This window comes from Myxococcus sp. CA051A (assembly GCF_013336705.1).
GTDB lineage: Bacteria > Myxococcota > Myxococcia > Myxococcales > Myxococcaceae > Myxococcus > Myxococcus llanfairpwllgwyngyllgogerychwyrndrobwllllantysiliogogogochensis.
Genome location: NZ_JABUMS010000005.1, coordinates 486,114 through 508,245, shown reverse-complemented (window position 1 = coordinate 508,245; position 22,132 = coordinate 486,114). Strand labels below are relative to the sequence as shown.

Here is a 22,132-nt window from a genome sequence, read left to right as displayed (position 1 = left end):
CAGAACACCATGAGCGACGTCTTCGACAAGTGCAGCAATTGGAAGGACTACCGCATCGCGAAGGCCACCGGCCTCTACCCTTACTTCCGCGTCATCGAGGCGTCGCACGGCGCCACGGAAGTGGAGATCGAGGGGAAGCGGGTGATCATGGTTGGTTCCAACAACTACCTCGGCCTGTCGGCGGATCCGCGCGTGAAGGAAGCGGCGATCAAGGCGACGGAGAAGTTCGGGACGACGTGCTCGGGCTCGCGGTTGTTGAACGGCACGCTGGCGCTGCATGAGGAGTTGGAGGGACGGCTGGCCAAGTTCCTCAACCGCGAGTCGGCGCTGGTCATCTCCACCGGCTTCCAGACGAACCTGGCGCTGGCGTCGATTCTCGGCCGCCACGACATCGTCTTCAGCGACCGCCAGAACCACGCGTCGCTGGTGGACGGCATCCGCCTGTCCTTCGCCACCGAGCGCAAGTTCCGCCACAACGACATGGACCACCTGGAGCAGCTCTTGTCCCAGGCGGATCCGAACGCGGGGAAGATCATCATCACCGACGGCGTCTTCTCCATGGAGGGAGACGTCTGCAACCTGCCGCGCATCGTGGAGCTGGCGAAGCAGTACAACGCCCGGGTGATGACGGATGACGCGCACGCGATGGGCGTGCTGGGTGAGAAGGGCCGGGGCACCTCGGAGTACTTCGGCCTGGAGAAGGAGACGGACCTCGTCATGGGGACGTTCTCCAAGAGCTTCGCGTCGCTGGGCGGCGTGCTGTCCGGTCCGTTCGACGTCATCAACTACATCCGCCATAAGTCCCGCTCGGTCATCTTCTCCGCGTCCATGACGCCGGCGTCCATCGCCTCGGCGCTCAAGGCGCTGGAGATCATCGAGGCGGAGCCGCAGCGCCGCGCGCGCCTGTTGGACATCGCGGAGAAGATGCACAACGGCTTCCGCGCCATGGGCTTCGACACCGGCGTGTCGGTGTCGCCCGTGGTTCCGGTGCACATCGGCGACCAGGTGAAGTGCTTCCGCTTCTGGCGCGCGCTGCATGAGGCGGGCGTCTTCGCCAACCCGGTGATTCCGCCGGCGGTGGAGGCGGGCCACGCGCTCATCCGCACCTCGTACATGGCCACGCACACCGACGCGCAGCTGGACCGGGTGCTGGACACCTTCGAGACCATCGGCCGCAAGCTGGGCGTGATTCCGGAGACGCGCCCCACGGTGTACGAGCCGGTGCAGATCGCCCGCCCGGGCACGTCCGTGCGCTCCAACAAGGCGAGCGAGAAGTGGGCGGCGGGCTCCGCCGGTCTGCTCGCGGACAAGGGCGGCATCACCCTGGAGCAGCTGCAGCGCATGTCGTCGCGCGAGGTGGCCGGGAAGATCTTCGACGCGGTGGAGCAGCTCACCTGGCGCGCGGCCAACCTCCAACCGGAGGACCTGCGTCAGCTGCGCTCCGCGCCCATGAAGCTGTGGGAGAAGCGCGGCACGCTGCCCGGCCTCCTCCTGGAGAAGGGCGCGCACTTCTTCATGCGCAACGGCACCGACGGCAACCCCGCCGAGAGGACCTGATCCCCCATGGCCCTGCCCGCCGAGCCACCCGCGACACAGCCCGCCCTTCCTCCCCTCCCCTTCGACGTCCTGGTGACGCCCGTGCGGGGCGCCGCGGCGCAGATGACGTTCATCCGCTTCCCTGCCTCGCTGTACGCGGGAGATCCCAACTGGGTCCCCCCGCTGGAGATGGAGCGCAAGGATTTCCTGGACCCGAAGAAGAACCCCTTCTTCGAGTATGGCGAGGTGGAGCTGTTCCTCGCCCGGAGGGGCCAGGAGGTGGTGGGCCGCATCGCCGCCATCCGCAACCCACGTCACCAGGAGATTCACGGCACCAAGGAGGGCTTCTTCGGCCTCTTCGAGTGCGTGAATGACGCGGGCGTCGCGCGACTGCTGCTCGACGCGGCGGGGGCGTGGCTGAAGCAGCGCGGGCTGGACGCCATGCTCGGGCCGGCCAACTTCTCGTCCAACCAGGACTGGGGCCTGCTCATCGAGGGGCACGACTCGCCGCCGGCCGTGATGATGCCGTACAACCCGCCCTACTACGCGTCGCTCATCGAGGCGTGCGGGCTGGTGAAGGCCAAGGACCTGTTCGCCTACGAGCTGTCCTCGTCCGCGGAGCCGCCGGAGAAGGTGGTGCGCATCGCGGAGAAGATGCGCCAGCGCGAGGGCATCACCGTGCGCGCGGTGAACCTCAAGGACTTCGCCAACGAGGTCGAGCGCATCCGCGACATCTACAACTCGGCCTGGGAGAAGAACTGGGGCTTCGTGCCCTTCACGGACCGGGAGTTCGACCACCTGGCCAAGGACATGAAGACCATCGTCCGGCCGGAGCTGGTGCTCATCGCCGAGGTGAAGGGTGAGCCTGTCGCCTTCTCCATGACGCTGCCGGACGCCAACCACGCGCTCAAGGCCGCCAACGGGCGCCTGACGACGTTCGGCCTGCCCATCGGCCTGGTGAAGCTGGCGCTCGCTTCGCGAAGCATCCGTCGCCTGCGCCTCATCACCCTCGGAATCAAGGAGGGCTACCGGCGCCGAGGGCTGGACGCCATCCTGTACCTGGACACGCTGCGCACCGCGCACCGCCTCGGGTACTCCGGTGGAGAGATCTCCTGGACGCTCGAGGACAACCACCTCGTCAACCGCGCCATCGAGTCGATGGGTGGCCAGCGCTCCAAGGCGTACCGCATCTACCAGCGCCCGCTGTAATCCTCCTGGAGTCTCCTCGTGCGCTTCCTCCTCACCGGTGGCACTGGTTTCATCGGCCATCGGCTCGCGAGCCGCATTGTCGAGCGGGGTGACTCGCTCACGGCGCTCGTGCGCTCCAGCTCTCGTCGCGACGCGCTCGCGGCGCTCGGTGCCCGGTTCGCCGTGGGAGACCTGACGACGGGCGAAGGGCTGGCGGAGGCCGTGCGCGACGTCGACTGTGTCCTGCACCTGGCCGGCGTCACCAAGGCCCGGGAGCCCGCGGGCTACTTCGAGGGCAATGCGAATGGCACCCGCCGCGTCGCGGAGGCCATGGCGTCACTGTCCCGCCCTCCCCGGCTCGTCTACTGCTCGTCGCTGGCCGCCGCGGGGCCGTCCACTCCAGAGCGTCCACGCCGGGAAGAGGACCCTCCGGCGCCCGTCTCCGTCTACGGCCGCAGCAAGCTGGGGGGCGAGGAGGCCGTGCGCGAACTCGCGGACCGGGTTCCCTCCGTCATCGTCCGGCCCCCCATGGTCTATGGCCCTGGCGACGTGGAGTTCATCCCCTCCGTGATTCCCATGGCGGAGCGAGGGCTGGCGCTCAAGAGCGGCTTCGGGCCCAAGCGCTACTCGCTCATCCACGTCGATGACCTGAACACCGCGCTGCTCGCGGCCGCCGAGCGAGGCCCCACGCTGGACAAGGCCGACCCGGCGCGCGGCGTGTACACCGTCTCCGATGGACGTGAGTACACCTGGGAAGAGCTGTGCGCGGCGGTGGCCCATGCGCTGGGCCTCAAGGCCCCCACCGTGCTGCCCGTGCCCGACAGCGTGGGCTACATGATTGGCCTGGGGTCCGAGGTCATCGCCCGACTGCGCGGAATCACCCCCATCCTCAACCGCGACAAGGTGCGGGAGATGACCGCCGCGGCATGGACCTGCACCACCGAGCGCGCCTCGCGTGAGCTGGGCTTCCTGCCCACCATTGCCCTGGCCGAGGGGCTCGTCGGCACCCTCGCGTCGTACCAGCAGCTCGCGCGCACCTGAAAAGACGAAGGCCGAGGCCCCTCGCGTGGGAGCCCCGGCCTGGAGTGCTTCGGTGACGCGGGGTTCGCGTCAGCTCACTTCGTCGGACCCGCCGAGCCGCCCGTCGCCGAGCCCGTTGCGCCCGTGGAACCCTTGGCCGAGTTGGCCGCGTTCTCCTTCTCGAGCTGCGCCCGCTTGGTCTTCAAGGTGGAGAGCAGGCCGTCGAAGCCCTTGGTGCTCAGCAGCTTCTGGAACTGGCCCTTGTACGTGTCCACGAGGGACACCTCGTCGGTGACGACGTCGTAGATGCGCCAGTCGCTCTTGGCGCTGGGCTTGTACAGGCGGTAGTCGACGGGAATCTGGTCCTTCTTGAGGGTGAGCGTCGTGTTGACGGTGGCCTCGGTGCCCTCAATGGACTCCTTGCCGTACTTCACTTCGGCCTGGGCCTGGCCAATGGCCTTCTGGGCATAGGAGGCGCGCAGGAGCCCCGTCATCGTCTCGGAGAAGTCCTTGCGCTGGGCGGGCGTGAGCGTGGCCCACGTCTTGTCTCCGAGGGCGCGCTTCGCCAGCTCCTGGAAGTCGACGAACTTCTCGACGACGCTGGCGAGGGATTCAACGGTGGCGCCGGGAGCGTTGGCGGCCTTCTGGACATCCGCGTTCCCAGACTTGACGACGGAGAGGGGACCAGGCGCCGCGGCGATCAGGGTGGCGGCAAGCAGGGAAGCAATCATGGCTTTTCGACTCCGTGAAGGAGGACGGTACAGCGGACAGACGCGGCGCCCCGATTATTCACCCGGGGCGGGTGGCGTCCCCGTGACTCGGGCGAGGGCCGCCATTCCCAACCGGACGTCGAACCAGCTCTTCGACCGGTCGCCTGTAACCTGCGCATAGGCCGTGAAGGCGTCCACCAAATCGCGCGTTTCGCCCGTCCCCAGGTCGAAGGCGGCGAACGCGGAGGTGACCCAGCGACGCGCGCTCTTCTCCGCGTCCGTATACGCCCGGGCCCGAGACCATGCGGCCACCAGCTCGCCATGCACCTTCGCCACTTCCAGGCGGATGCCGGCGCGAATCTGCTTCTCCTGGGCGCGCAGCTTGTCGAGCTCCGCCCGCGCCTGATCCAACTGCGCGTCCTTGATGGGGATGTCGAACGTCCCCCGCATCACCAGGCCGAGGCCCGCGGTGCGATCATTGTACGGGTCATACGCGAAGGGGCTGCGCTGCCGCGTGGCGCTGGTGGTGAATCGCACGTCGTAGAATCCCGCGAGCCCGAGGTCCGGGAAGTAGCTCCGTTCACGGATGAGCACTTCGGACTCACGCGCGACGATGCCCGCGGCGATGGCGGTGAACTCCGGCCGGTACTGCTCGGCCAACGCCACCGCCCGCTCCAGCGAGGGGGGCTGCACCTCCGCTTCGGGCGCCAGCTCTTCCTCCACGACGTCGACCGACGCGCCGGGAGTGGCGTTTGCCAGCACGCCGATGGCGGTCAGCGCGAGCGCGCGCCCTTGAATCGCCTCGGCCTTCTTGGCCTCGACGATCTGCCGGAAGAAGCGGACCTTGTACGTGTCCACCTGGGTCACCTGGGGTGACTCCTCCTTCAGGAGCGCGGCGATGCGCTCGGCGGCGTCCTCCAGTCGCTTGGAGACCTCCTCGAGTTGCTGCACCCCGGAGCGCGCCAGCTGGTAGCTGAAGTACGCCTGAGCGGCCTGGAAGCCCGCCTCGTCCTGGGCCCGCTCGCGCAGCGCCGCGCCGAGGATGGGACCCTGCGCGCCCGCCTTCTCCAGCGCGGTCAGCTTGCCGAACGTGTAGAGCGGCAGCACCGCGTTTCCAGAGGAGAACACCGTCATGCCGACCCTGCCGAGGTTCCAGTCTCCTTCGTAGGACGCCTCGGTGGTGGGCGGGCCGCCGACGCCGTCATTGCGCGCCTCGGGCACCGGGCCTCCCGCGCCCACGGAGATCTCGAACTTGGGGAACCAGGCCCACTTCGCCTGTTTGTAGAGCGCCTGGAACTTGCGCAGCTCCGCGCTCGCCTCCTCCACGCGGGAGTCCGTCGCGCGCGCCCGTTCCACCAACTGCGCCAACGTCAGGGGCGCGGCCTTGGCGGGCGGGGCGTCCGCATCCGGTACCTGCGCCACGCCCTCCTTGGCCTGCTGCGCCTCGCGCGCGGTCTCTCGCATGGGCGCCGGAGACACCGTGCGGCCCCCGGAAGGGTTCGTGGAGCTGTCCACCGTCTCGGGCGCAATCGTCGGCGGACCTGGAGGAAGCGTGGTGCCTCCCGTCGAGCCCGTCGACGTGGCGGGAGCCTGCGGCGCGGCGGCGCCAGGCGTCGGCGTCCCCGTGCTCGGAGTGGGAGTGGGCGTGGGCGTGGGCGTGGGGCTTCCCGTCGTCCCGGTTCCCGTCCCGGACTGACCGCTGCCGGTGGTTCCCGTCGTCCCCGGCGTCGAGCTGCCCGAGGTCCCCGTCGTTCCCGGCGTCGAGCCACCGCCCTGCCCCGCCGAGCCTGGGGTGAGCTGGGCGGCCGACAGCCCACCCGCGAGCACCAGCGCCACTGCCACGCCTCGATCCAGGTGTCTGCGCATTGCTCGGCCTCTCGCGGGCCCCCATATCCGAGAAGCCCGCGACGTCGCAGCATCTTCCTTCGCCAGGGCACAGTCACCGACCAACTTCGTCCGCTGTCGAGAGTCCTCGTCCATCGCGTCCCCATGTCCCCGTGCCGCGCCACAGTGAGTAGCGTCGAAGGGGCCACGTTCACCACGTCGCGACATCGCCGAGACCTCGAATCGTGCTTGGAAGAATGCGGAGGACGGGACGCCAGCGCGGAGCAGCTCCGGGGAGTCGTCGGTCACGCACTCAAGGAAGCCGCGTGAGGCCCGGCGCGAAACCGGGGCCATCGCTCGCGACCGCCCATCGGAAATGAAAAAGGCCCGCCAGGTTTCCCGGGCGGGCCTTTCTACTTCAGAGTGGAGCTAACCGGGATCGAACCGGTGACCTCTTGAATGCCATTCAAGCGCTCTCCCAGCTGAGCTATAGCCCCGTCTTTTGCTGCTGGCCGCCTTGGGTTGCGGCCCGACGTCGAAAGTGCGTGCCTTCTACCGTTTCTTGTTCCCAGGGCCAAGAACTGTTTGAGGCTTCGGTGCGTTTTTTCCAACCTTCAACCGCTCGGCGACTTCCTCACCTTCCCGAAGGATATCGGTGAGCTCGCGAGCATGCGCCTCGGCTGCCTGCTCGGCCGCCTCGATGGCCTTGAGCGCGGACGCGAAGCCCGCGGGAAGCTCCAGCCTGCCCTTCTGGATCTGCCGGTAGACCAGGTCACCGAGCTCCTTGAGAGCACGGTCCTTCTGGTCCTTCAGCACGGTGGCCCTGGCGTTCGCGCGGGCCAGGTCGGTGTTGCGCTCCACCGCCTCGCGCAGCTGCGCCAGACGGGCCTGCGCCGCCTGGAAGGCCTCGTTGATCTGCTTCACCACCTCGGACTGCTTCGCGTCGGCCGCCACGTGGGTGACACCCCTTGAAGAACCAATACTGGCGTAGCGTGTGGGCTCGTGGACTGTCAACCCTGCCCCGTCGTCCGGCGCAGCCTCGCGGCGAAGAATCCGCCCCCTGGCACCTTGGGCGGCAGGGACTTGAGGTACGGCCCGTGGGCCGCCAGCGCAGCCCGTTCCGCTCCGAGCACGTCTGAGACAGGCTCCAGGGTGAACTCCGGATGCTTCGCCAGGAAGCCCTCGACCACGGCCTCGTCCTCGTCCGGCAACACCGAGCAGGTGGCGTAGACGATGAGCGCTCCGTGCTTCGCCTGCCGGGAGACCTCCTCCAGCAGCTCGGACTGCGTCGTCTGGTACTTGGCGATCTCCTGCGCGGTGAGCTTCCACTTCTGATCCGGCTCGCGCGCCAGTGAGCCCGTGCCGCTGCACGGCGCGTCGATGAGCAACACGTCCGCGTCGGACAGGGGCAAGGGATGCGGGAAGGCCACCTGCCGCAGCGAGAAGTGACGCACCCGCTCACGCGCCTCGGCCAGCCGGCGTCGGGAGCGGTCTCCCGCGAGCACCCGTCCCGAGGGACCGACAAAGTCCGCCAGCGCCAGCGTCTTGCCGCCCGCGCCCGCACAGACATCCGCGACGGTGAGGCCCGTCAGCGAGCCGCCCACCGGACGGCAGACCTCTGAGATGAGCTGGCTGCCCACGTCCTGAACTTGCAGTCGCCCCGTCTTCATCATCCGCGTCTCGAAGACGCGATGGCTCGCATCCACCACGCGCACCGCGTCCGGAGCGGCGAGCACCGCCTCCGCCGCGACGCCCTCCTCCACCAGCGCCGCCAGGACTTCATCCCGCGTGCCCGGAGGCCTGACGCGGAAGTGCAGGCCGGGCTCCTCGTCGAGCGACGACAGCAGTCCCTCCAGCGTGGCTTCGTCCGGGTACGCCTGCGCCAGCTTCTGCACCAGCCAGTTGGGGAACGAGTACCGCATGGCGAGCCGCTCCGCGTGGGAGTCCGGCAGCGGCGCCTCGGGCAGCTCCGACTCCACCACCTTCTGGAGCACCTCGTCCTTCAGGGTGCGCGGCCTCATGGGGCCCGGCAGTCGCACCTCCGGGCCGATGCGCGCCCAGGTCTCACCACAGAAGATGCGCCGCCACAGCGCGTACCGCACCAGGGCCTGATCCTCCACCATCACCAGTTTGCCCGGCGGGTGGCCCAAAAGCTTCGCCGCCAGATCCAAGAGGCGCTGATGACGGGACAGCTCGCGAACGACGAGCGCGGCGAAGCGCCGCTCCTGGCCTCCGAGCCCATCCGCGTCCCTCAGCGCATTGGCCAGCGCGGCCTTCAGCGGATCTCCCCGCAGCACCGCGATGTGCGCTTCCAACGCCGCCGTCGCCGCCCTCCGCGAGGGACGACCGAGACGTGCCGCATCATGCGGAGTTGTAGGCCAAACAGTGTCCACGGGTGCCAACCTGCCCTTTCAACCGTCCAGGCCGAGCGTGATGACGAGACACCCGGTGGGCGTGCGCACCTCGGGCGTTTCGTCCGCACCCACGAAGAACGTCGCCGGGGCCACGAAGCGTGTCCCCTCGATCTCCAGCTCGCCCTCCAGCAACAGGGCCGCCTCCCGCCCACGAGGCCGGGCCGACCAGGCCCACTGCCCCGCCGCCGCCAGCCGCACCCAGATGGCACCCGCCGCCTTGCCGCCCGGCGAGGCCAGGTGCACACCCGGCGCGCACTCCACCCAGTCACTCTCGGAGGGAACCTGTCCCCTCGACGCCAGCTCCACGTTCCGGTGCACGGCCAGGAAGCGCTCCACCAACCCGAGGATGTCCTCGATCTGGAAGGGCTTCACCAGGACGCCATCCGGGACGAAGGGCCTCAGGGCCCGCGCCACTTCCTCCGGAGACGCCGCGCTGACGATGGCCACCGCCTGGCGCCCCTTCCGGGCCGCCTCCAGCACCGAGCGCCCGCCCGACTCTCCGCCGCCGATGCGCAGGTCCGTGACGACGAGGTCGAAGCGCTCCTGGCCGAGGGCCGCCAGCGCCGAGCTCACTTCGCCGACCGAGCGCACCTCCGCCAGGTCGGAGATCAGCTCACCCATGCCTTCCCGGAGGCTCGCGTCGTCCTCGACCAGCAGAACCTTCATCTCGGGGTATCTCCAACGCCCCTGACCGGAGCACGTCCTCCACGGTCCCAGGCGGGGGAACCGGCGATGCCCTGCCAGTCACCCACCCCTTTCGGGAAGTGGCCCTCCCCGGACTCGAACCGGGACGCGGGGTCAGCCGCAGCGGATTTTGAGTCCGCCTCGTCTACCAATTTCGACAGAGGGCCGTTTGTTACGGAAGCGGCCAGACGTATACCGCGACGGTCGCCCGTATGCATCCGAAGATTGCGGTGCCGGACGCACATCGCTATGAGGGCCCCCGCATGTACAACCTGCTCATCTCGCTGGCAGTGGGAATCGTGGTCGCGCTGCTGGTGAAGTTCGCCGGCTTCTCCATCTGGGCGGGCCTGGTGCCCGGCCTCATCGCCGCACTCGGTACCTTCATCTTCCTGGCCCGGCGGGTCGCCACCCGCATCCAGGCACTCATGACGACGGTGCAACAGGACCTCCAGTCCCAGCCCACCAGTCAGAAGGACGCGCAGGGCCGGGTCGACCGGGCCGTGAAGACGCTCGAGAAGGGACTCGTCTATGACAAGTGGCAGTTCATGGTGGGTCCGGAGATTCACGCGCAGATCGGGATGCTGAAGTACATGGTGAAGGACCATGACGGGGCGCAGGCGGCCTTCAGCAAGGGCAGCTCCCGCAACTACATGGCGAAGGCCATGGAGGGTGCCCTGCGCTACCAGCGCAAGGACTTCGCGGGGATGAAGACCGCCTTCGAGTCCGCCACCAAGAGCGGGAAGAAGGAAGCCATCGTCTGGGCCGTCTACGCCTGGTGCCTCCTGCAGAACAAGGAGAAGGACGAGGCCCTCAAGGTGCTCGGCCGCGGCGTGGAGGAGAACCCGAAGGACGAGAAGCTCAAGGCCAGCCTCGCCCAGCTCCAGAACGACAAGCGGCTGAAGATGAAGCCCTACGAGCCGCTGTGGTGGCAGTTCGGGCTCGAGGCCCCGCCGACGATGCCGCCCATGGGCGGTGGTGGACGCCGCATGCAGTTCGTTACCCGACGTTGATCCCAGGAGCGAGGGGGGCGTGCGCGCCCTCCTTCGCCCGGGAATTCCTACCGCCTCCCCTGCCCTGACGCTGGAACGACTTCCGATCCGCCTTTGTCGCGAGGAAGCGTTCGCATCGCAACCCCCTGAAATGACTCCCGGCCGCATGCCTGCTCCAAGGGCATGCTGCTTGCTCTTCGCCCACGCGCGCCGACGGGGATGACACCCGCCGCGCACAGCAGTCGGGCCTGGCGGCCGGAGGTCTCGGGTGAAGGTTGCGGGTGGGGATGGGTGCTCGCAGGACCGGGCGGTGGCGGATGCGCGTGGGGCGCAGGGGCGGCGAGAGCACCTGGTGGGGCGTGGCATCCGAGACCTCTGGACCGCGAATCATCGGGAGATCAACGAAGCGGAGAGGTTCATGCAACGGCGAGGGCGCACCTCGGAGCGGTCCCTCCTCCTGGTCATCGAGGATGACGCGAGCGTGTTGGAGAGCCTGTCGGACCTGCTCGCCTCGCGCTTCGATGTCCTGGGCGCGGCGGATGCGGGCGTGGGGCTGGAGTTGGCGAGCGAACATCGTCCCGACCTGGTGCTCCTGGACAGATTCCTGCCCAGCGGGGATGGGCTGGCGGTGTTGGAGGCGCTGCAGCGGGACTCCCGCACGGAGTCGACGCCGGTCATCTTCCTGACCGGGGACGCGGACGAGGCCACCCTGGAGCGCTGCCTGGAGATGGGGGCGGTGGACTTCATCCACAAGCCGGCGAGCGCGAGGGAGCTGATGGCACGGATCGACCGGGCGCTGCGGCAGAGCGAACAGCAGCGGCGGCTTCAGATCCTCGCCCAGACGGATGCCCTCACGGGGCTGGCGAACTTCCGGGCCCTCACCGTGCGGCTCGAAGAGGAGCTGCGCCGGGCCCAGCGCTACGGCTACCCGCTCAGCGTGGTGGTCATCGACCTGGACCACCTCAAGGCCATCAACGACGGGATGGGGCACGACGTGGGCAACCGGGCCATCCTCGCGCTGGCCAACCAGCTCAAGGGCAATCTGCGCGAGTCGGACTTCGCGGCGCGCTTCGGCGGCGACGAGTTCGTGGCGCTCCTTCCCCACCAGACGGCGCTGGAAGCGGCGGTGTTCGCCGAGCGCATCCGCACCGGGCTGCATTCCGTCGGCGTGCAGAAGAGCGACGGCCGCCCTGCTTCCTTCGGGTTGAGCGTGAGTGTCGGCATCGCCGACCACACATTGGAAACACCCCGGGACGATACGGATGCGCTGATGAAGGCGGCGGACGCGGCCCTCTACGAGGCCAAGCGCGAAGGGCGTGACCGGGTCGTGGTGTTCGGCCGTCCGGCGCTCGCGCCGCCCGTGCAACGACACTGAGCGCGGGGCGGGACGAAGCAGGCGACGGCGGGAAGCTAGAGGGCGCGGATGATTCTGGGCAACAGGCTGACGAGCGGTTCGAGGGTGGCGGTCGTCGGGGGCGGTATCGCGGGGGCGGGGCTGGCGGCCTCGCTGCTCTTCAACGGCAGGGCACGGGGGCTGACGCTCGATGTGCGCGTCTACTCCGGGGGACTGTCCGAGCGCACCGCGCCTCCCGCGGTGCTGACACCCGAGTGTCGCTCTCGCCTGGCCGCGCTGGGCTGTCGCATCCCCACCGAGTGGCGCGCCCACGAACTGCGGGGCGTGGAGATCATCGCCGAGGGACGTCGCGAGCTGCTGACCGCCTCCCCCGGTGGCCTCTGGGTGGTGGACGGCTGGCCCCAGGGAGAAGGAGGACTGGCCCAGGTGCGTGATGTGCTGGCCACGGCGGCCAGCGCCCAGGGCGCACGTTTCCTCGAGCGGCACGTGGACCGGGTGGAGCGTCAACCCGCGGCCCCGGATGCGCCCGCGTCCGTGCGAGGCGCCGGGCCGCTGGTGGTCCGAGCGCAGGGAGGCGGAGAGCGCTTCCATGCGGTGGCCCTGGCCGGTGGCGCGGGGCCGATGATGGGTGACGCGTTCTTCCCGGGCTTCCGCCCCGCGCCCACGGTGGCGGCCGTGCAGGCACGGCTGCGGCATGCCTCGCCGCGGCTGGAGATCGCCCCCGTCGCACGGCTGTGGGTGGCGCCGCTTCCCACGGTGGATGGGCTGTTCCTCCTGCCGGGCGCGGACTCCGTCTATGCGCTGGCCTTTGGCCCCTCGGTGACGCCGGCCGACCTGTGCCAGGCGCTGATGATGGCCGCGCGCGATGGACTGCTGGAGGAAGGGTTCGAGCTGGCCGCGCTGGAGCCGACCCGGTTGCCCTACGGGCCGGGGCGCACGCTGGTGGCGCCGGGACAGATCGCCGTGGGCCCCGCCGCGTTCGGACATCCGCTCCAGGTGGGGCTGTCGGAGACGCTGGCCTCATGCAGCCGGGCGGCGGTGGCGCTGCTGGATGGTGGGCTGGATGGCTCGGCCCTGGAGCGTCGCTACGTCCGCGAGGGCCTGTGCGAGCTGATGGAGGACGCGGCGGCCGGAGCCCGCGCGGCGTCGTGGCTGCGGCGCGCCGGGAAGCGAGCGCCTGGGGCCTTCGTCGCGGCGAAGGGACGGCGCACGTCGTCCGGTGTCTACGGGGGTGGAGTGCTGGGCCTGAGTGCTCCCACGCCGCTGGCCCTGTTGGGGGCGATGCGCTGGGCGGGCCTGCGTGAGGTGGTGGGCTCCTGGCTGCGCACGACGATGGAGCCCGTGCCCATGGCGGTGCCGGAGTTGGAGCCCGACTTGTACTACGTCGTGGACGATGACCCCGACGCGCGTGAGGCGCTGACGGCGCTGCTGGAGAGCACGGGCGCCAAGGTGGTGTCGTTCGCGGACGAGCTGGCGCTGTTCTGCGCCGTGGCGCGACGGCCGCCCACGGCCATCATCCTCGATGTCGTGCTGCACTGGGTGGACGGGCTGCGCTTGTGCGAAGGCCTGAAGCAACACCCCCTCACGCGAAGCACGCGCGTGGTGGTGATGAGCGGCTTGAATCGTCCGCACGTCCGCCAGAGAGCGCTCGACGCGGGGGCCGAGGCGTTCCTGCCCAAGCCCGTGGATCCGGAGCGACTGCTGCGCATCCTCACCGGCCGGTTGGCCTCGCCCAGCACCACGGCTGACGCGACGACGCGACAGCCGACCGATGCGGGTGGTTCGGACCGCTACGCCGCTTCCTAGGGAGCTGCGCTCGGCACGGTGCCTTTCAGTTCACCGTGCCCGCACCGAGGCGTGACGGGGTGACGCGTGCTCGACGCCGCCTGCCCACGAGGAAGGGCACGGGGCCTCCTGGCCGCCGTGCCCCTCGTTCGTTCCGCGAGCGCCCGCTTACGTGGCGATGCGACGCAGGCCTCGGCGCAGCTCCAGCGAGCCGGCCATGAGCGCGATGCCACGCATGAGGATGGAGATACCCACCAGGGTACCCACCAACCACACGGCGGAGACCGGCCACTGCGCCATGACAATGACACCCAGGGCGATGGAGATGGCGCCATAGGCGCAGTCCCAGCCCCACTGCGGATACCGGTCCATCAGCGAGGTCACCACGTGGAAGAGGCCGCTGGCGAAGAAGTAGCCAGCAAGCAGGAGTGTCAGCGCCCCCAGGCCCGCCGCCGGATACACGAGCACGAAGAAGCCCACCACGGTGGAGAGCACGCCGCTCAGCAGGTAGAGCCAGAAGGGCCCGCCGGCCTTGCGGACACGGAACGAGGAGACAATCTCCGCGATGCCCGTTCCGGCCAGCAACGCGCCAAAGAGGATGACGGAGACCAGGCTCGTGAGGAACGAGGCCCCCAGCGCGACGAAGCCGAGGACGGCCATCAAGAGCCCCAGGACGAATGGCGGTCCCCAGGCCGCCGAGGCGGCCTTGCTTCTGTCACCTGTCGCGGGTTCACGTTTGTAACTGGTGTCCATGTCGGTCCGCCTCCCTTGGAGGAAAGATTCAGCGGCGAACATGGGTGCCTCGGAGCACGGGGACAACGGCCTCACTTCCCGCTCCTCCCCTCCCCGCCCCTCCCTGGAGGGTGACTTCAGCCCGGTGCGCTCGGCGTGCTCTCGCGCAGGGAGGCATACGGGGGCTGGATGAAGACGGCGCCCGGCTCCTTGCGGAACCAGGTGAGCTGGCGTTTGGCGTACCGCCGCGTCTCCTGCGCGGTGTCTCGAATCGCCTCGTCCACGGACAGGCGGCCCTCCACCACCGCACGTGCCTGCACGTAGCCCACGCTTCTCATCGGGGCGGCATCACCCAGGCCTCGCTCCAGATGTGCCCGGGTTTCCTCCACGAGCCCGGACGCGAACATGGCCTCCGTGCGCGCGTTGATGCGGCCGTACAGCTCCTCTCGCGGCGGGTCCAACACGTAGAACCGGAAGGGATACCGGTCCGGAGCGAACGCATGGGCCTTGCGGAACTCGGAGGCGGGCACGCCCGTTTGCGCGTGGATCTCCAGCGCGCGGACCACTCGCACCAGGTCTTGAATGGGCAGCTTCGCCGCGGTCTCCGGGTCCACTTCCGCCAGCCGGCGATGGACGGCCTCGCGCCCCTGTTCCGCCGCGAGCGCATCCATCTCCGCGCGCAGCTCCGGGAGCGCTCCCGGGGCGTCCACCACGCCGTGAAGCAGGATGCGCAGATACAGCCCCGTGCCTCCCACGACGACCACGGGCCGACCGCGTCCGGTGATGTCGGCGATGGCCGCGTCCGCTCGGCGCTGGTACTCGGCGGCGGAAAACGTCTCCATCGGGTCCACCACGGACACGAGGTGATGCGGCACCGCGGCCAGCTCCTCCGTCGAAGGCTTCGCCGTGCCGACGTCGAAGTGCCGGTACACCTGTTGCGAGTCCGCGCTGACGATCTCCCCACCCAGGCGACGCGCCACCTCGATGGCCAGCGACGTCTTCCCCGACGCCGTCGGCCCGGCCAGCACCGTCAACGTCGGTCTCCCCTCCTGTGCCTCACCCATGTCCCGACACTCCCAGGGCCTCACGCACCACGGTGGCGGCGGACGCATCTCGCGAGAACACCAGACGCACCGGCTCCACGTCCGTCAGCAACCTCCCCGCCGAGGCGAGCAGCGCACCGCGTCCCTCGGAGGAGGCCTCCGACAACAGCGCATTGTGCACCAGCACCCGGCCCACGTCCCCAGCACGCTGGCGCTCCCAGCGCGAGCTCGAATCCCAGGCCAACGTCCCCACTGCGCGAAGCCGGGCCACACGTGGGAACCCGAGGTTCCACGGCGTCCCCGCGGCCCGCCATGAGCCCTCCATCGCATCGGGCCAGACCGCCACCAGCTCATCCGAGAGCAGCGCCTCGCCCGCGTCCATCCACAGCCCACCCAGGGTGCTCTTGCCCGCGCCCGAGTGCCCCGTGAAGAGCGCCGCCCCGTCGCCATGCACGAGCGCCACGCCATGCACCAACAGGCCACCGCGACGCGCCAGGTCCGCCGCCAGCATCACCCGCAGCACCACCTCCACGGGGAAGCGACCCGCGCCGACCACCTCACCACGGAGGCCGTCCGCGTCGAGTCTCGCCGAGTAGTCCTCCCCTTCCAGTCGGAGAGAGCCATCCTGCTCGCGCCAGGGTCGGGGCAGCTCGCGGGTCGTCGGCTCGGGGCGGGCCACGGAGGGGGCCGCGACGCGCAGCCGGCAGACTCGGACACCGGCCAAGGGTGGAGCAATGACGAAGCCCGCCAGGGAGCGGTGCAGCAGCTCCCGGACACGGGAGTCTGGCACCTGGAGGCCCACGGTCCATCCAGCGATGGAGAGCCATGGGCCTGACGTCTCCAGGCCGTCTTCGTCGGAACCGCCGGAGCGCTGGGGACCGGACGGGCCGGCTCCCGATGCGTTCAGGGCGTGCACTCCGACTCGCCGGGGATGTTGCACTGGGACATGGCCGCGAGCGCGACGAAGGGCTGCTCCCACAGGATGGCGGGAGCCTCGTAGCGCGAAACGGTCTCGGTGGAAGCAGTCCGAGGAACCTCCGTCGACGGCGACGGAGAGGACGAAGGAGTCGAGGGATTTTTCACGGGAACGGTACCGGGAAGGCGCAGATGCGGCCGTCCTGAGAGCCCACATGCAGTCGGGAAACGGTGGTGTCGATGGTCGGAGTGCCGATGAGCTGCGTGTCGCCGATGGACACCTGCTGCGAGTCCACGCCGCCAATCATCTCGAGCTGATGCACCTTCCCGTCGGAGCTGCCCACGTAGATGCGGACGACGCCGTTGGAGTTGAGGGTGAAGGTGCCGGAGGGATTCGCGATGGGCGTGGTCCACACCTGAGAGGGTGCTGTCTCCCCAGCCGTCACGTGGTCCCAGAACTCCACGCTGCCACTCGCGAGGCTGGCCACGAAGCCTCCGCCCAGGGGCCGCACGAAGCTGGTGAACGCGGGCGTGCTCGGCGAGGGGCGCGTCGCCACATTCGCGCTCCACACAGACGTCAGGGTGCCCGCGTCGATGGCGTGGACGACGCCGTCGCTGTTGGTCGCGAAGATCTGATTCGCCACGGCGTTGCGCACCAGGCTGTGCTCCAGGTCGCCCAGGGAGAGGCGCGTCACCTCGGTGCCGGTCAGCGTGTCCAGGACGCGGAGCGAGGCCGTCGATCCACCATGCGTCTTCGAGCCGATGAAGAGGCGGTTGGTGGTGTAGTCGACCACCATGCCGCCACTCACCATGCCCAGGTCTCCGGGCTGGTAGGTGAAGACCGGAGTGCCCGTGCGCGCGTTGAGCGCCACCACGCGATTCAGGGCCGGGTTCGCCAGTCGCGTCGCGAAGAACGCCAGGTCCAGGTTCGGCCGCGCGGCCTTGTATGCGGCGTTCGCGTAGTCGTGGAGCTGCGTCACGGGGAAGGACTGGATGGTGCCAATGGGTGCGCCGGTGTTGTCCCAGCGCCACAGCTCCGTGCCGGTGGTGGCGTTGAGCGCGTAGGCGACACCTGACTGGTCGGCGGTGAGGATGTACTGGCCTGCCAGGCCATTGAGCGGCACCACCGGGAAACGGCTGCCGATGAGGCCCGACAGCGGAAGCGGACGCCAGCGCTCGGCACCGTCGGCCGAGGGCGTGGTGACATTGGTGAGGTTGGCGACGACCGAGTCGTTGAAGGAGCTGAAGATGCCCACGCCCAGCTCGGTGATGGGCTGGAGGCGAGCATCGAGGCCCACCGAGTAGCACCACAACGGCGCCGCGCCGACGCGAGCCTGGGGCGTCGCGATGAGCGCCGCCGAGGCCGTGGGCCGGCTGCCCGCCGAGTACCGCCCCACGTCATCCGTGTTGAACACCCGGTAGTGGTACGTGGTGCCGTTGACGACGGTGGTGTCGGTGATGGACGACGTCGAAGTGAAGCTCTCGGAGGCGACGACGGTGGCGTTGCCCAGGGTCGAGCCGGCGGCGTAGGTCCGACCGGCGACCGGCAGAGTGTTGGGTGCGGCCCCCGCGGAGCGAAGCACCAGCACGCCGTTGTGAACCGCGGGGTTGTCCCACGTCACCGTCACGCTCGCATCCCGAGCCACCGCGGTGAGCCGCTCGACTTCCGGCGCAGTGCCCGTGGCGATGGTCACCGGGGCCTCGATGCGCGCGGCCGATTCGGACGCGTACGCGAGAGGCAGATGCATCCGGTGGCGGAACGCCGTGGGCGCGGTGACGTTTCCGACGGTCGCGTACGTCACGGTGAAGGCGCGCTCCTGGTTGGGCATGATGCGCGCGGCATTGTTGTTCGCAGTCCAGGTGAAGCTCGCCGCATTGCTCGAGATGGACCACCCCGTCGGGGCCGCCGGATTGCCGCTGACGAAAGCGAAGAAGTTCGCGGCGGGCCGGAGCAACGTGACCTGCTCGAGCGGCAGCGTCCCCCGGTTCTGCACCGTGTAGACCACCGCCTGGTTCGGCACGCCCGGAACGAGCACGGACGGACTCGCCTTCAGGCGATGCGTCACGATGCGCCCCTGTCCCGAACGCACGACCTGGGTCGTCGCGGCGCTCCCGTTCAACGTCGCATCCGCCTGCACATCGAAGGCGAAGTCGGAGAACTCGGCGCCGGTGAGGGTGTAGCTCCAGATGAAGTGCGCGGAAGCGCCGGGGGCCAGGCGCGACACGCTCGCGGGATTGGGGCCGGAGGCGAGGGCCGCCACGGCAGTGCCCACAAAGACGGGGGCACGGGGCGTCACGTTCAGATAGGACGCGGTGGTGGACGTGTTGGTGACGCTGAGCCGCACTTTCACCGTCTCGCCCACGAAGGCCTGGACGTTGTCCACGTCACCGGAGGCCGCGAGCACACCCACATTGGCCATGGGCGTGTCGGCCACGGCCGAGGTGACCGAGCCGCTCCCGCTGGTGGCGCGGACGCTGGCCACCATCGTCCCACCCGTCTGCGTCGTGGCCCGCGCGGAGAGGATGCCCGCGCCGCGCAGGGGAATGTTCACCTGGAAGTTGGCGGGCTGGACCTCGACGACCTCGAACGAGACACCGCCCACGCCGGTGCTGGGGCCTTCCGCCGTGATGTTGTTCTGGGCGGCCGTCTGGCTGGTCCGGTTCTCGATGACGAGGCGCGCGGTGAGGTCGTCGCCCACGGGAAGAACTCGTGGCTGGATGTCGACCCGCGTGGACAGCCCCACGCGCCGCCACTCCGCTGCGTCCGCCGTCCGGTTCGTGCCGAAGGACCCGGCTGAGCCTGCACAGGACTCGTGGGCCGTCAGCGCCGTGAACCGCTGGTCCGCGGCGTTCGTGGTGCCCACCAGCGGAATCATCCGCAGGGTGAAGGTCGCCGTCTCGTTCTGCATCAGGCCGGCGTCCGCCAGCGCGCAGTTGACCGGGATGTTGTACGTCACCTGTCGCGTCGTGATGAAGTGGTCCGCGACCCAACCCGCGGGCGCCGGGCTCTCCAGCAGCGTGTATCCGGTGGGCAGGGTGAACGACACCTGGTTGATGGGCCGGAACTGCGGCGATGTACTCCGGGTGTTGTTGCGCACCTGGACGCGCAACTCGGCGACCTCATCCATCACCACGGTCGCCTGGGTCTCCCCGGGCTCCGCGAGCGTCGTGAAGACGGCGGCGCGGGTCGTGCTCTGGGCCAGTGCGGCGGAAGGAAGGACGAGCACCGCGACGAGCACGGCGAGGCGGGCGTTCAGCGTGGGAATCATGGCGGAAGGCCTCACGTCACGGCTCCAGGGTGAAGGCGGCCGTGGTCAGCGGCGCGCCGTCGAGAAAGAAGCGAACCTGCCACGTCCCGCTCATGCCGGAGGTGGCCACCGTCGTTCCGGCCACGGGCAGCGAGAAGCGCACGGTACGAGTCACGTCCGGCTTCGCCTCCACCACGGAGGTGCGACGCTCGTACGGATGGCCGGAGGGCGACACGAACTCGACCTCCACGCGGCCCTTGCCACGCACGCCGCTCACCGTCAGGTCCACGTCCACCTGGGACACGTCCGACAGGCCATGCGCGTCCAGCCCCACCACCTCCGCGTGTCCTGAGACGGGCGTCGGCATCGGCTCTCCCTCCGCGGCTTCAGCCGTCGGAGGCCGGGCGGCCTCGCTCTCCTCGCCCAGCACGTCCGTGGGGGCAACGGGCTCCACGGCGGGCGGCGTGCCCTCCGCGGGTGCATCCGTCCAGTCGAACACCCGGGGAGAGATTCCGCTCTCCGTACAGGCCGTCAGCAGCAGCGCCGCCGCCGAGCAGCCCGCCGCAATGCGCGCTCGCATCACCGTACCTCCTGAAGCTCGTCGACCAGGCCCAGTCGGGCCAGGTCCGTGAGAAACCGCAACGTGTCCGTGAGCACCTGCCCCACGTCCATGGAGAACTCGCGGGCCACGACGTCGGCCACCGAGCGCGCGGAGCGCGTCCCGTCACTGAGCTCCCAGATTCGCACCGCCGTCGCGTTGAGGCCACGCAACGTGCGCCCCTCCGCGTCCAGCAGGAGAAAGTCCGCGCCGAAGCGCTGTCCCTCCGCCCCCACCCGTCGCCGCGGAAGATGGTCCGCCGAGAAGTCGCCGCTCATGAGCGCCCTCCCCGTCCCAGCCACCGCGCCACCCTGCCCCGCACCACCGCGCGCACCCGACCGAGCCGCGACGGCCCCCGGTCCCACTCCGCGCCCAGCTCCACCGCGCCTCGCCGGACACACGTCACGCGCCCGAGGATGCGCGATGCGGGAATCGGAGGGTCCTCCGCCGGCGCATTGTCCCCGCGCAGCGACAGCACGCCCTTCCCCGCCGCGCGGACCCGATGCAGGACGAGCGCGTCGTCGAACCGCGCCAGCACCACCTCACCCGGCCGAGCTTCGCCAGACAACGGCTCCACACCGGCGAAGTCCCCTGCCCGCAACGATGGCCACATGCTGTCTCCCCGTACGGGAATCCAGCGAAAGGCCGAAGGCGAAGCGGAGGTGGGGGACTCACCCGACATTTCCGAGCCAGTCTACTCCACCGGCCAGGGCGGCGCGAATGAGTCCCTTTGGATTCCCCTTGAATTTCCCGGAGGTTACAAGACCCCTCCGGGCTGGACTGAATCACGGGGAGTCCTGAATTCCCTCGACTACAAACTCAGGAGGCGCTGGAGGCGTCCGCCCGGGGGGCGGCCGAGTGGGCCCGCACCGTCCGCGCGATGTCATCCAGGGCCACGGGGATGGGCTCCCCTCCGGCCATCTGCTTGAGCTTCGCCTGCCCGCTGGTGCGCTCCAACTCCCCGAGCACGAGCGTGAAACGCGCCCCGCTCTTGTCCGAGCGCTTCATCTGGCTCTTGAGGCTGCCGCCGCGCGTGTCGAAGTCCACGCGAAGGCCGTCGCGCCGCAGCCGGCTCGCCAGGGTGAAGGCCGCGTCATGCGAGCCCTCATCCGCCACCGCGATGAACAGGTCTGGCGTCGCGCCGAACTTCTGCTGGCTCTCCTTGAGCAGGAGCACGAGGCGGTCCAGGCCGCACGCGAAGCCGACGGCGGGCACGTCCGGCCCCCCCAGGCTCTTCACCAGCTTGTCGTAGCGGCCACCGGCGCCCACCGTGCTGGCGGTGCCCAGCGCGGGGTGCGAGGCGATGAACTCGAAGACGGTGCGCGTGTAGTAGTCCAGGCCACGAACCATGCGCGGATTGACGACGAACTTGATGTCCAGCGCCGTCAGCTTGCGCTGCACGTCATCGAAGTGCGCGCGGCACGGCTCGCACAGGAACTCGAGCACGTTGGGGCCCTTGGCGGCCACCGCCTGACACGTCGGGTTCTTGCAGTCGAGCACCCGCAGCGGGTTCTTCTCCATGCGCCGGTGACAGTCGGAGCACAGCTCCTCGCGGTGGGCCTGCAGGTACTCCACCAGCTTCGCGTGATACGCGGGCCGGCACGTCTCGTCGCCCAGCGAGTTGAGGTTGAGCGTGATGTCCTGGAGCCCCAGCTTCTGGAGGAACTGGGCCACCATGTCCATCACCTCGACGTCCTGGGCGGCCTCCTTCGAACCGTAGGCCTCCGCGCCGATTTGATAGAACTGCCGGTAGCGGCCCGTCTTCATCCGCTCGTACCGGAACATCGGCCCCGTGTAGAACCAGCGCGTCAGCGGCTCCTTGTTCACAATGGAGTGCTCGATGTACGCGCGCGCCGCCGGGGCCGTGCCCTCGGGTCTCAGGGACAGGCTGCGGTCATTCTTGTCGGTGAAGGTGTACATCTCCTTGCCGACGATGTCCGTCTCCTCGCCCACGCTGCGCACGAACAGCGCCGTGTCCTCCAGCATGGGCGTGCGGATCTCCCCATAACCGAAGCGACCGAACAGCTCTCGCGCCAGGCCCTCCACGTGCTGCCAGATCTCAATCTCGCCTGGCAGCAGGTCGTTCATACCC

Annotated in this window: 19 protein-coding genes and 2 tRNA genes; 6 read left to right on the top strand and 15 right to left on the bottom strand. The window is 69.4% G+C overall.

All coding sequences use genetic code 11. The annotated features are described in order from the left end of the window. Window positions 1–9 precede the first annotated feature (9 nt). From HUA74_RS18210 to HUA74_RS18200, 3 genes are read left to right on the top strand one after another with little or no spacing between them, the layout of a single operon-like run. Window positions 10–1,557, top strand: coding sequence for an aminotransferase class I/II-fold pyridoxal phosphate-dependent enzyme (locus HUA74_RS18210; RefSeq protein ID WP_141645869.1), 1,548 nt, complete (start codon window positions 10–12; stop codon window positions 1,555–1,557). 6 nt (window positions 1,558–1,563) lie between these two features. Next, window positions 1,564–2,745 carry an N-acetyltransferase gene (locus HUA74_RS18205; RefSeq protein ID WP_141645868.1) on the top strand — a complete coding sequence of 394 codons (1,182 nt, stop codon included), beginning with the start codon at window positions 1,564–1,566 and terminating at the stop codon, window positions 2,743–2,745. A gap of 18 nt (window positions 2,746–2,763) precedes the next feature. Further along, window positions 2,764–3,765, top strand: a complete 1,002-nt coding sequence (locus tag HUA74_RS18200) for an NAD(P)-dependent oxidoreductase (RefSeq protein ID WP_174455492.1) — start codon at window positions 2,764–2,766, stop codon at window positions 3,763–3,765. Between the two features lie 74 nt (window positions 3,766–3,839). Here the strand turns inward: HUA74_RS18200 and HUA74_RS18195 are convergent, their stop codons facing one another. The 7 genes from HUA74_RS18195 to HUA74_RS18165 form a co-directional block, all read right to left on the bottom strand. Further along, window positions 3,840–4,475 carry a phospholipid-binding protein MlaC gene (locus HUA74_RS18195; protein ID WP_141645866.1) on the bottom strand — a complete coding sequence of 212 codons (636 nt, stop codon included), beginning with the start codon at window positions 4,473–4,475 and terminating at the stop codon, window positions 3,840–3,842. Window positions 4,476–4,529: 54 nt separating this feature from the next. Continuing rightward, the gene (locus tag HUA74_RS18190; RefSeq protein WP_174455491.1) at window positions 4,530–6,320 is read right to left on the bottom strand and encodes a TolC family protein; all 1,791 of its coding nucleotides are present in this window, start codon (window positions 6,318–6,320) and stop codon (window positions 4,530–4,532) included. 382 nt (window positions 6,321–6,702) lie between these two features. Next, window positions 6,703–6,775: transfer RNA gene (locus HUA74_RS18185), tRNA-Ala, on the bottom strand. A 55-nt stretch (window positions 6,776–6,830) separates the two neighbouring features. Then, a complete protein-coding gene (locus HUA74_RS18180) occupies window positions 6,831–7,232 on the bottom strand; it encodes a hypothetical protein (RefSeq protein ID WP_174455490.1) in 402 nt (133 codons plus the stop codon). A 56-nt stretch (window positions 7,233–7,288) separates the two neighbouring features. Next, the gene (locus tag HUA74_RS18175) at window positions 7,289–8,593 is read right to left on the bottom strand and encodes an RsmB/NOP family class I SAM-dependent RNA methyltransferase (protein WP_217442134.1); all 1,305 of its coding nucleotides are present in this window, start codon (window positions 8,591–8,593) and stop codon (window positions 7,289–7,291) included. A 96-nt stretch (window positions 8,594–8,689) separates the two neighbouring features. Further along, window positions 8,690–9,358: a response regulator gene (locus tag HUA74_RS46635; RefSeq protein WP_141645863.1), complete on the bottom strand. Its 669-nt coding sequence runs from the start codon at window positions 9,356–9,358 to the stop codon at window positions 8,690–8,692. Window positions 9,359–9,457: 99 nt separating this feature from the next. After that, a tRNA-Leu gene (locus tag HUA74_RS18165) sits at window positions 9,458–9,543 on the bottom strand. A gap of 96 nt (window positions 9,544–9,639) precedes the next feature. On the opposite strand from HUA74_RS18165, the gene HUA74_RS18160 reads away from it, so the two are divergent. From HUA74_RS18160 to HUA74_RS18150, 3 genes are all read left to right on the top strand, one after another. Then, entirely contained in the window at window positions 9,640–10,386 is a 747-nt protein-coding gene (locus HUA74_RS18160) for a lipopolysaccharide assembly protein LapB (protein WP_141645884.1), read from the top strand. A gap of 397 nt (window positions 10,387–10,783) precedes the next feature. Continuing rightward, on the top strand, window positions 10,784–11,740 hold the full coding sequence (locus HUA74_RS18155) for a diguanylate cyclase (protein ID WP_141645883.1): 957 nt from the start codon (window positions 10,784–10,786) through the stop codon (window positions 11,738–11,740). 48 nt (window positions 11,741–11,788) lie between these two features. Then, complete coding sequence (locus HUA74_RS18150; RefSeq protein ID WP_174455489.1) at window positions 11,789–13,525, top strand: response regulator; 1,737 nt, start codon at window positions 11,789–11,791, stop codon at window positions 13,523–13,525. Window positions 13,526–13,672: 147 nt separating this feature from the next. Here the strand turns inward: HUA74_RS18150 and HUA74_RS18145 are convergent, their stop codons facing one another. From HUA74_RS18145 to hisS, 8 genes are all read right to left on the bottom strand, one after another. After that, complete coding sequence (locus HUA74_RS18145) at window positions 13,673–14,257, bottom strand: HdeD family acid-resistance protein (protein ID WP_174455488.1); 585 nt, start codon at window positions 14,255–14,257, stop codon at window positions 13,673–13,675. A gap of 116 nt (window positions 14,258–14,373) precedes the next feature. Next, on the bottom strand, window positions 14,374–15,300 hold the full coding sequence (miaA, locus tag HUA74_RS18140) for a tRNA (adenosine(37)-N6)-dimethylallyltransferase MiaA (RefSeq protein ID WP_174455487.1): 927 nt from the start codon (window positions 15,298–15,300) through the stop codon (window positions 14,374–14,376). Beyond that, entirely contained in the window at window positions 15,293–16,195 is a 903-nt protein-coding gene (locus tag HUA74_RS18135; protein ID WP_174455486.1) for a hypothetical protein, read from the bottom strand. The genes miaA and HUA74_RS18135 overlap by 8 nt, the downstream gene beginning before the upstream one ends. 163 nt (window positions 16,196–16,358) lie before the next feature. Further along, the gene (locus HUA74_RS18130; protein ID WP_371817256.1) at window positions 16,359–19,478 is read right to left on the bottom strand and encodes a dehydrogenase; all 3,120 of its coding nucleotides are present in this window, start codon (window positions 19,476–19,478) and stop codon (window positions 16,359–16,361) included. A gap of 1 nt (window position 19,479) precedes the next feature. Beyond that, a complete protein-coding gene (locus HUA74_RS18125; RefSeq protein ID WP_174455485.1) occupies window positions 19,480–20,022 on the bottom strand; it encodes a hypothetical protein in 543 nt (180 codons plus the stop codon). After that, complete coding sequence (locus HUA74_RS18120) at window positions 20,022–20,318, bottom strand: PqqD family protein (RefSeq protein WP_141646465.1); 297 nt, start codon at window positions 20,316–20,318, stop codon at window positions 20,022–20,024. The genes HUA74_RS18125 and HUA74_RS18120 overlap by 1 nt, the downstream gene beginning before the upstream one ends. Beyond that, window positions 20,315–20,722 carry a S24/S26 family peptidase gene (locus HUA74_RS18115; RefSeq protein ID WP_256434689.1) on the bottom strand — a complete coding sequence of 136 codons (408 nt, stop codon included), beginning with the start codon at window positions 20,720–20,722 and terminating at the stop codon, window positions 20,315–20,317. The genes HUA74_RS18120 and HUA74_RS18115 overlap by 4 nt, the downstream gene beginning before the upstream one ends. Window positions 20,723–20,859: 137 nt before the next feature. After that, window positions 20,860–22,128 (bottom strand): histidine--tRNA ligase, encoded by a 1,269-nt coding sequence (gene hisS, locus HUA74_RS18110; RefSeq protein ID WP_217443502.1) that lies wholly within the window; start codon window positions 22,126–22,128, stop codon window positions 20,860–20,862. Between the last annotated feature and the right edge of the window lie 4 nt (window positions 22,129–22,132).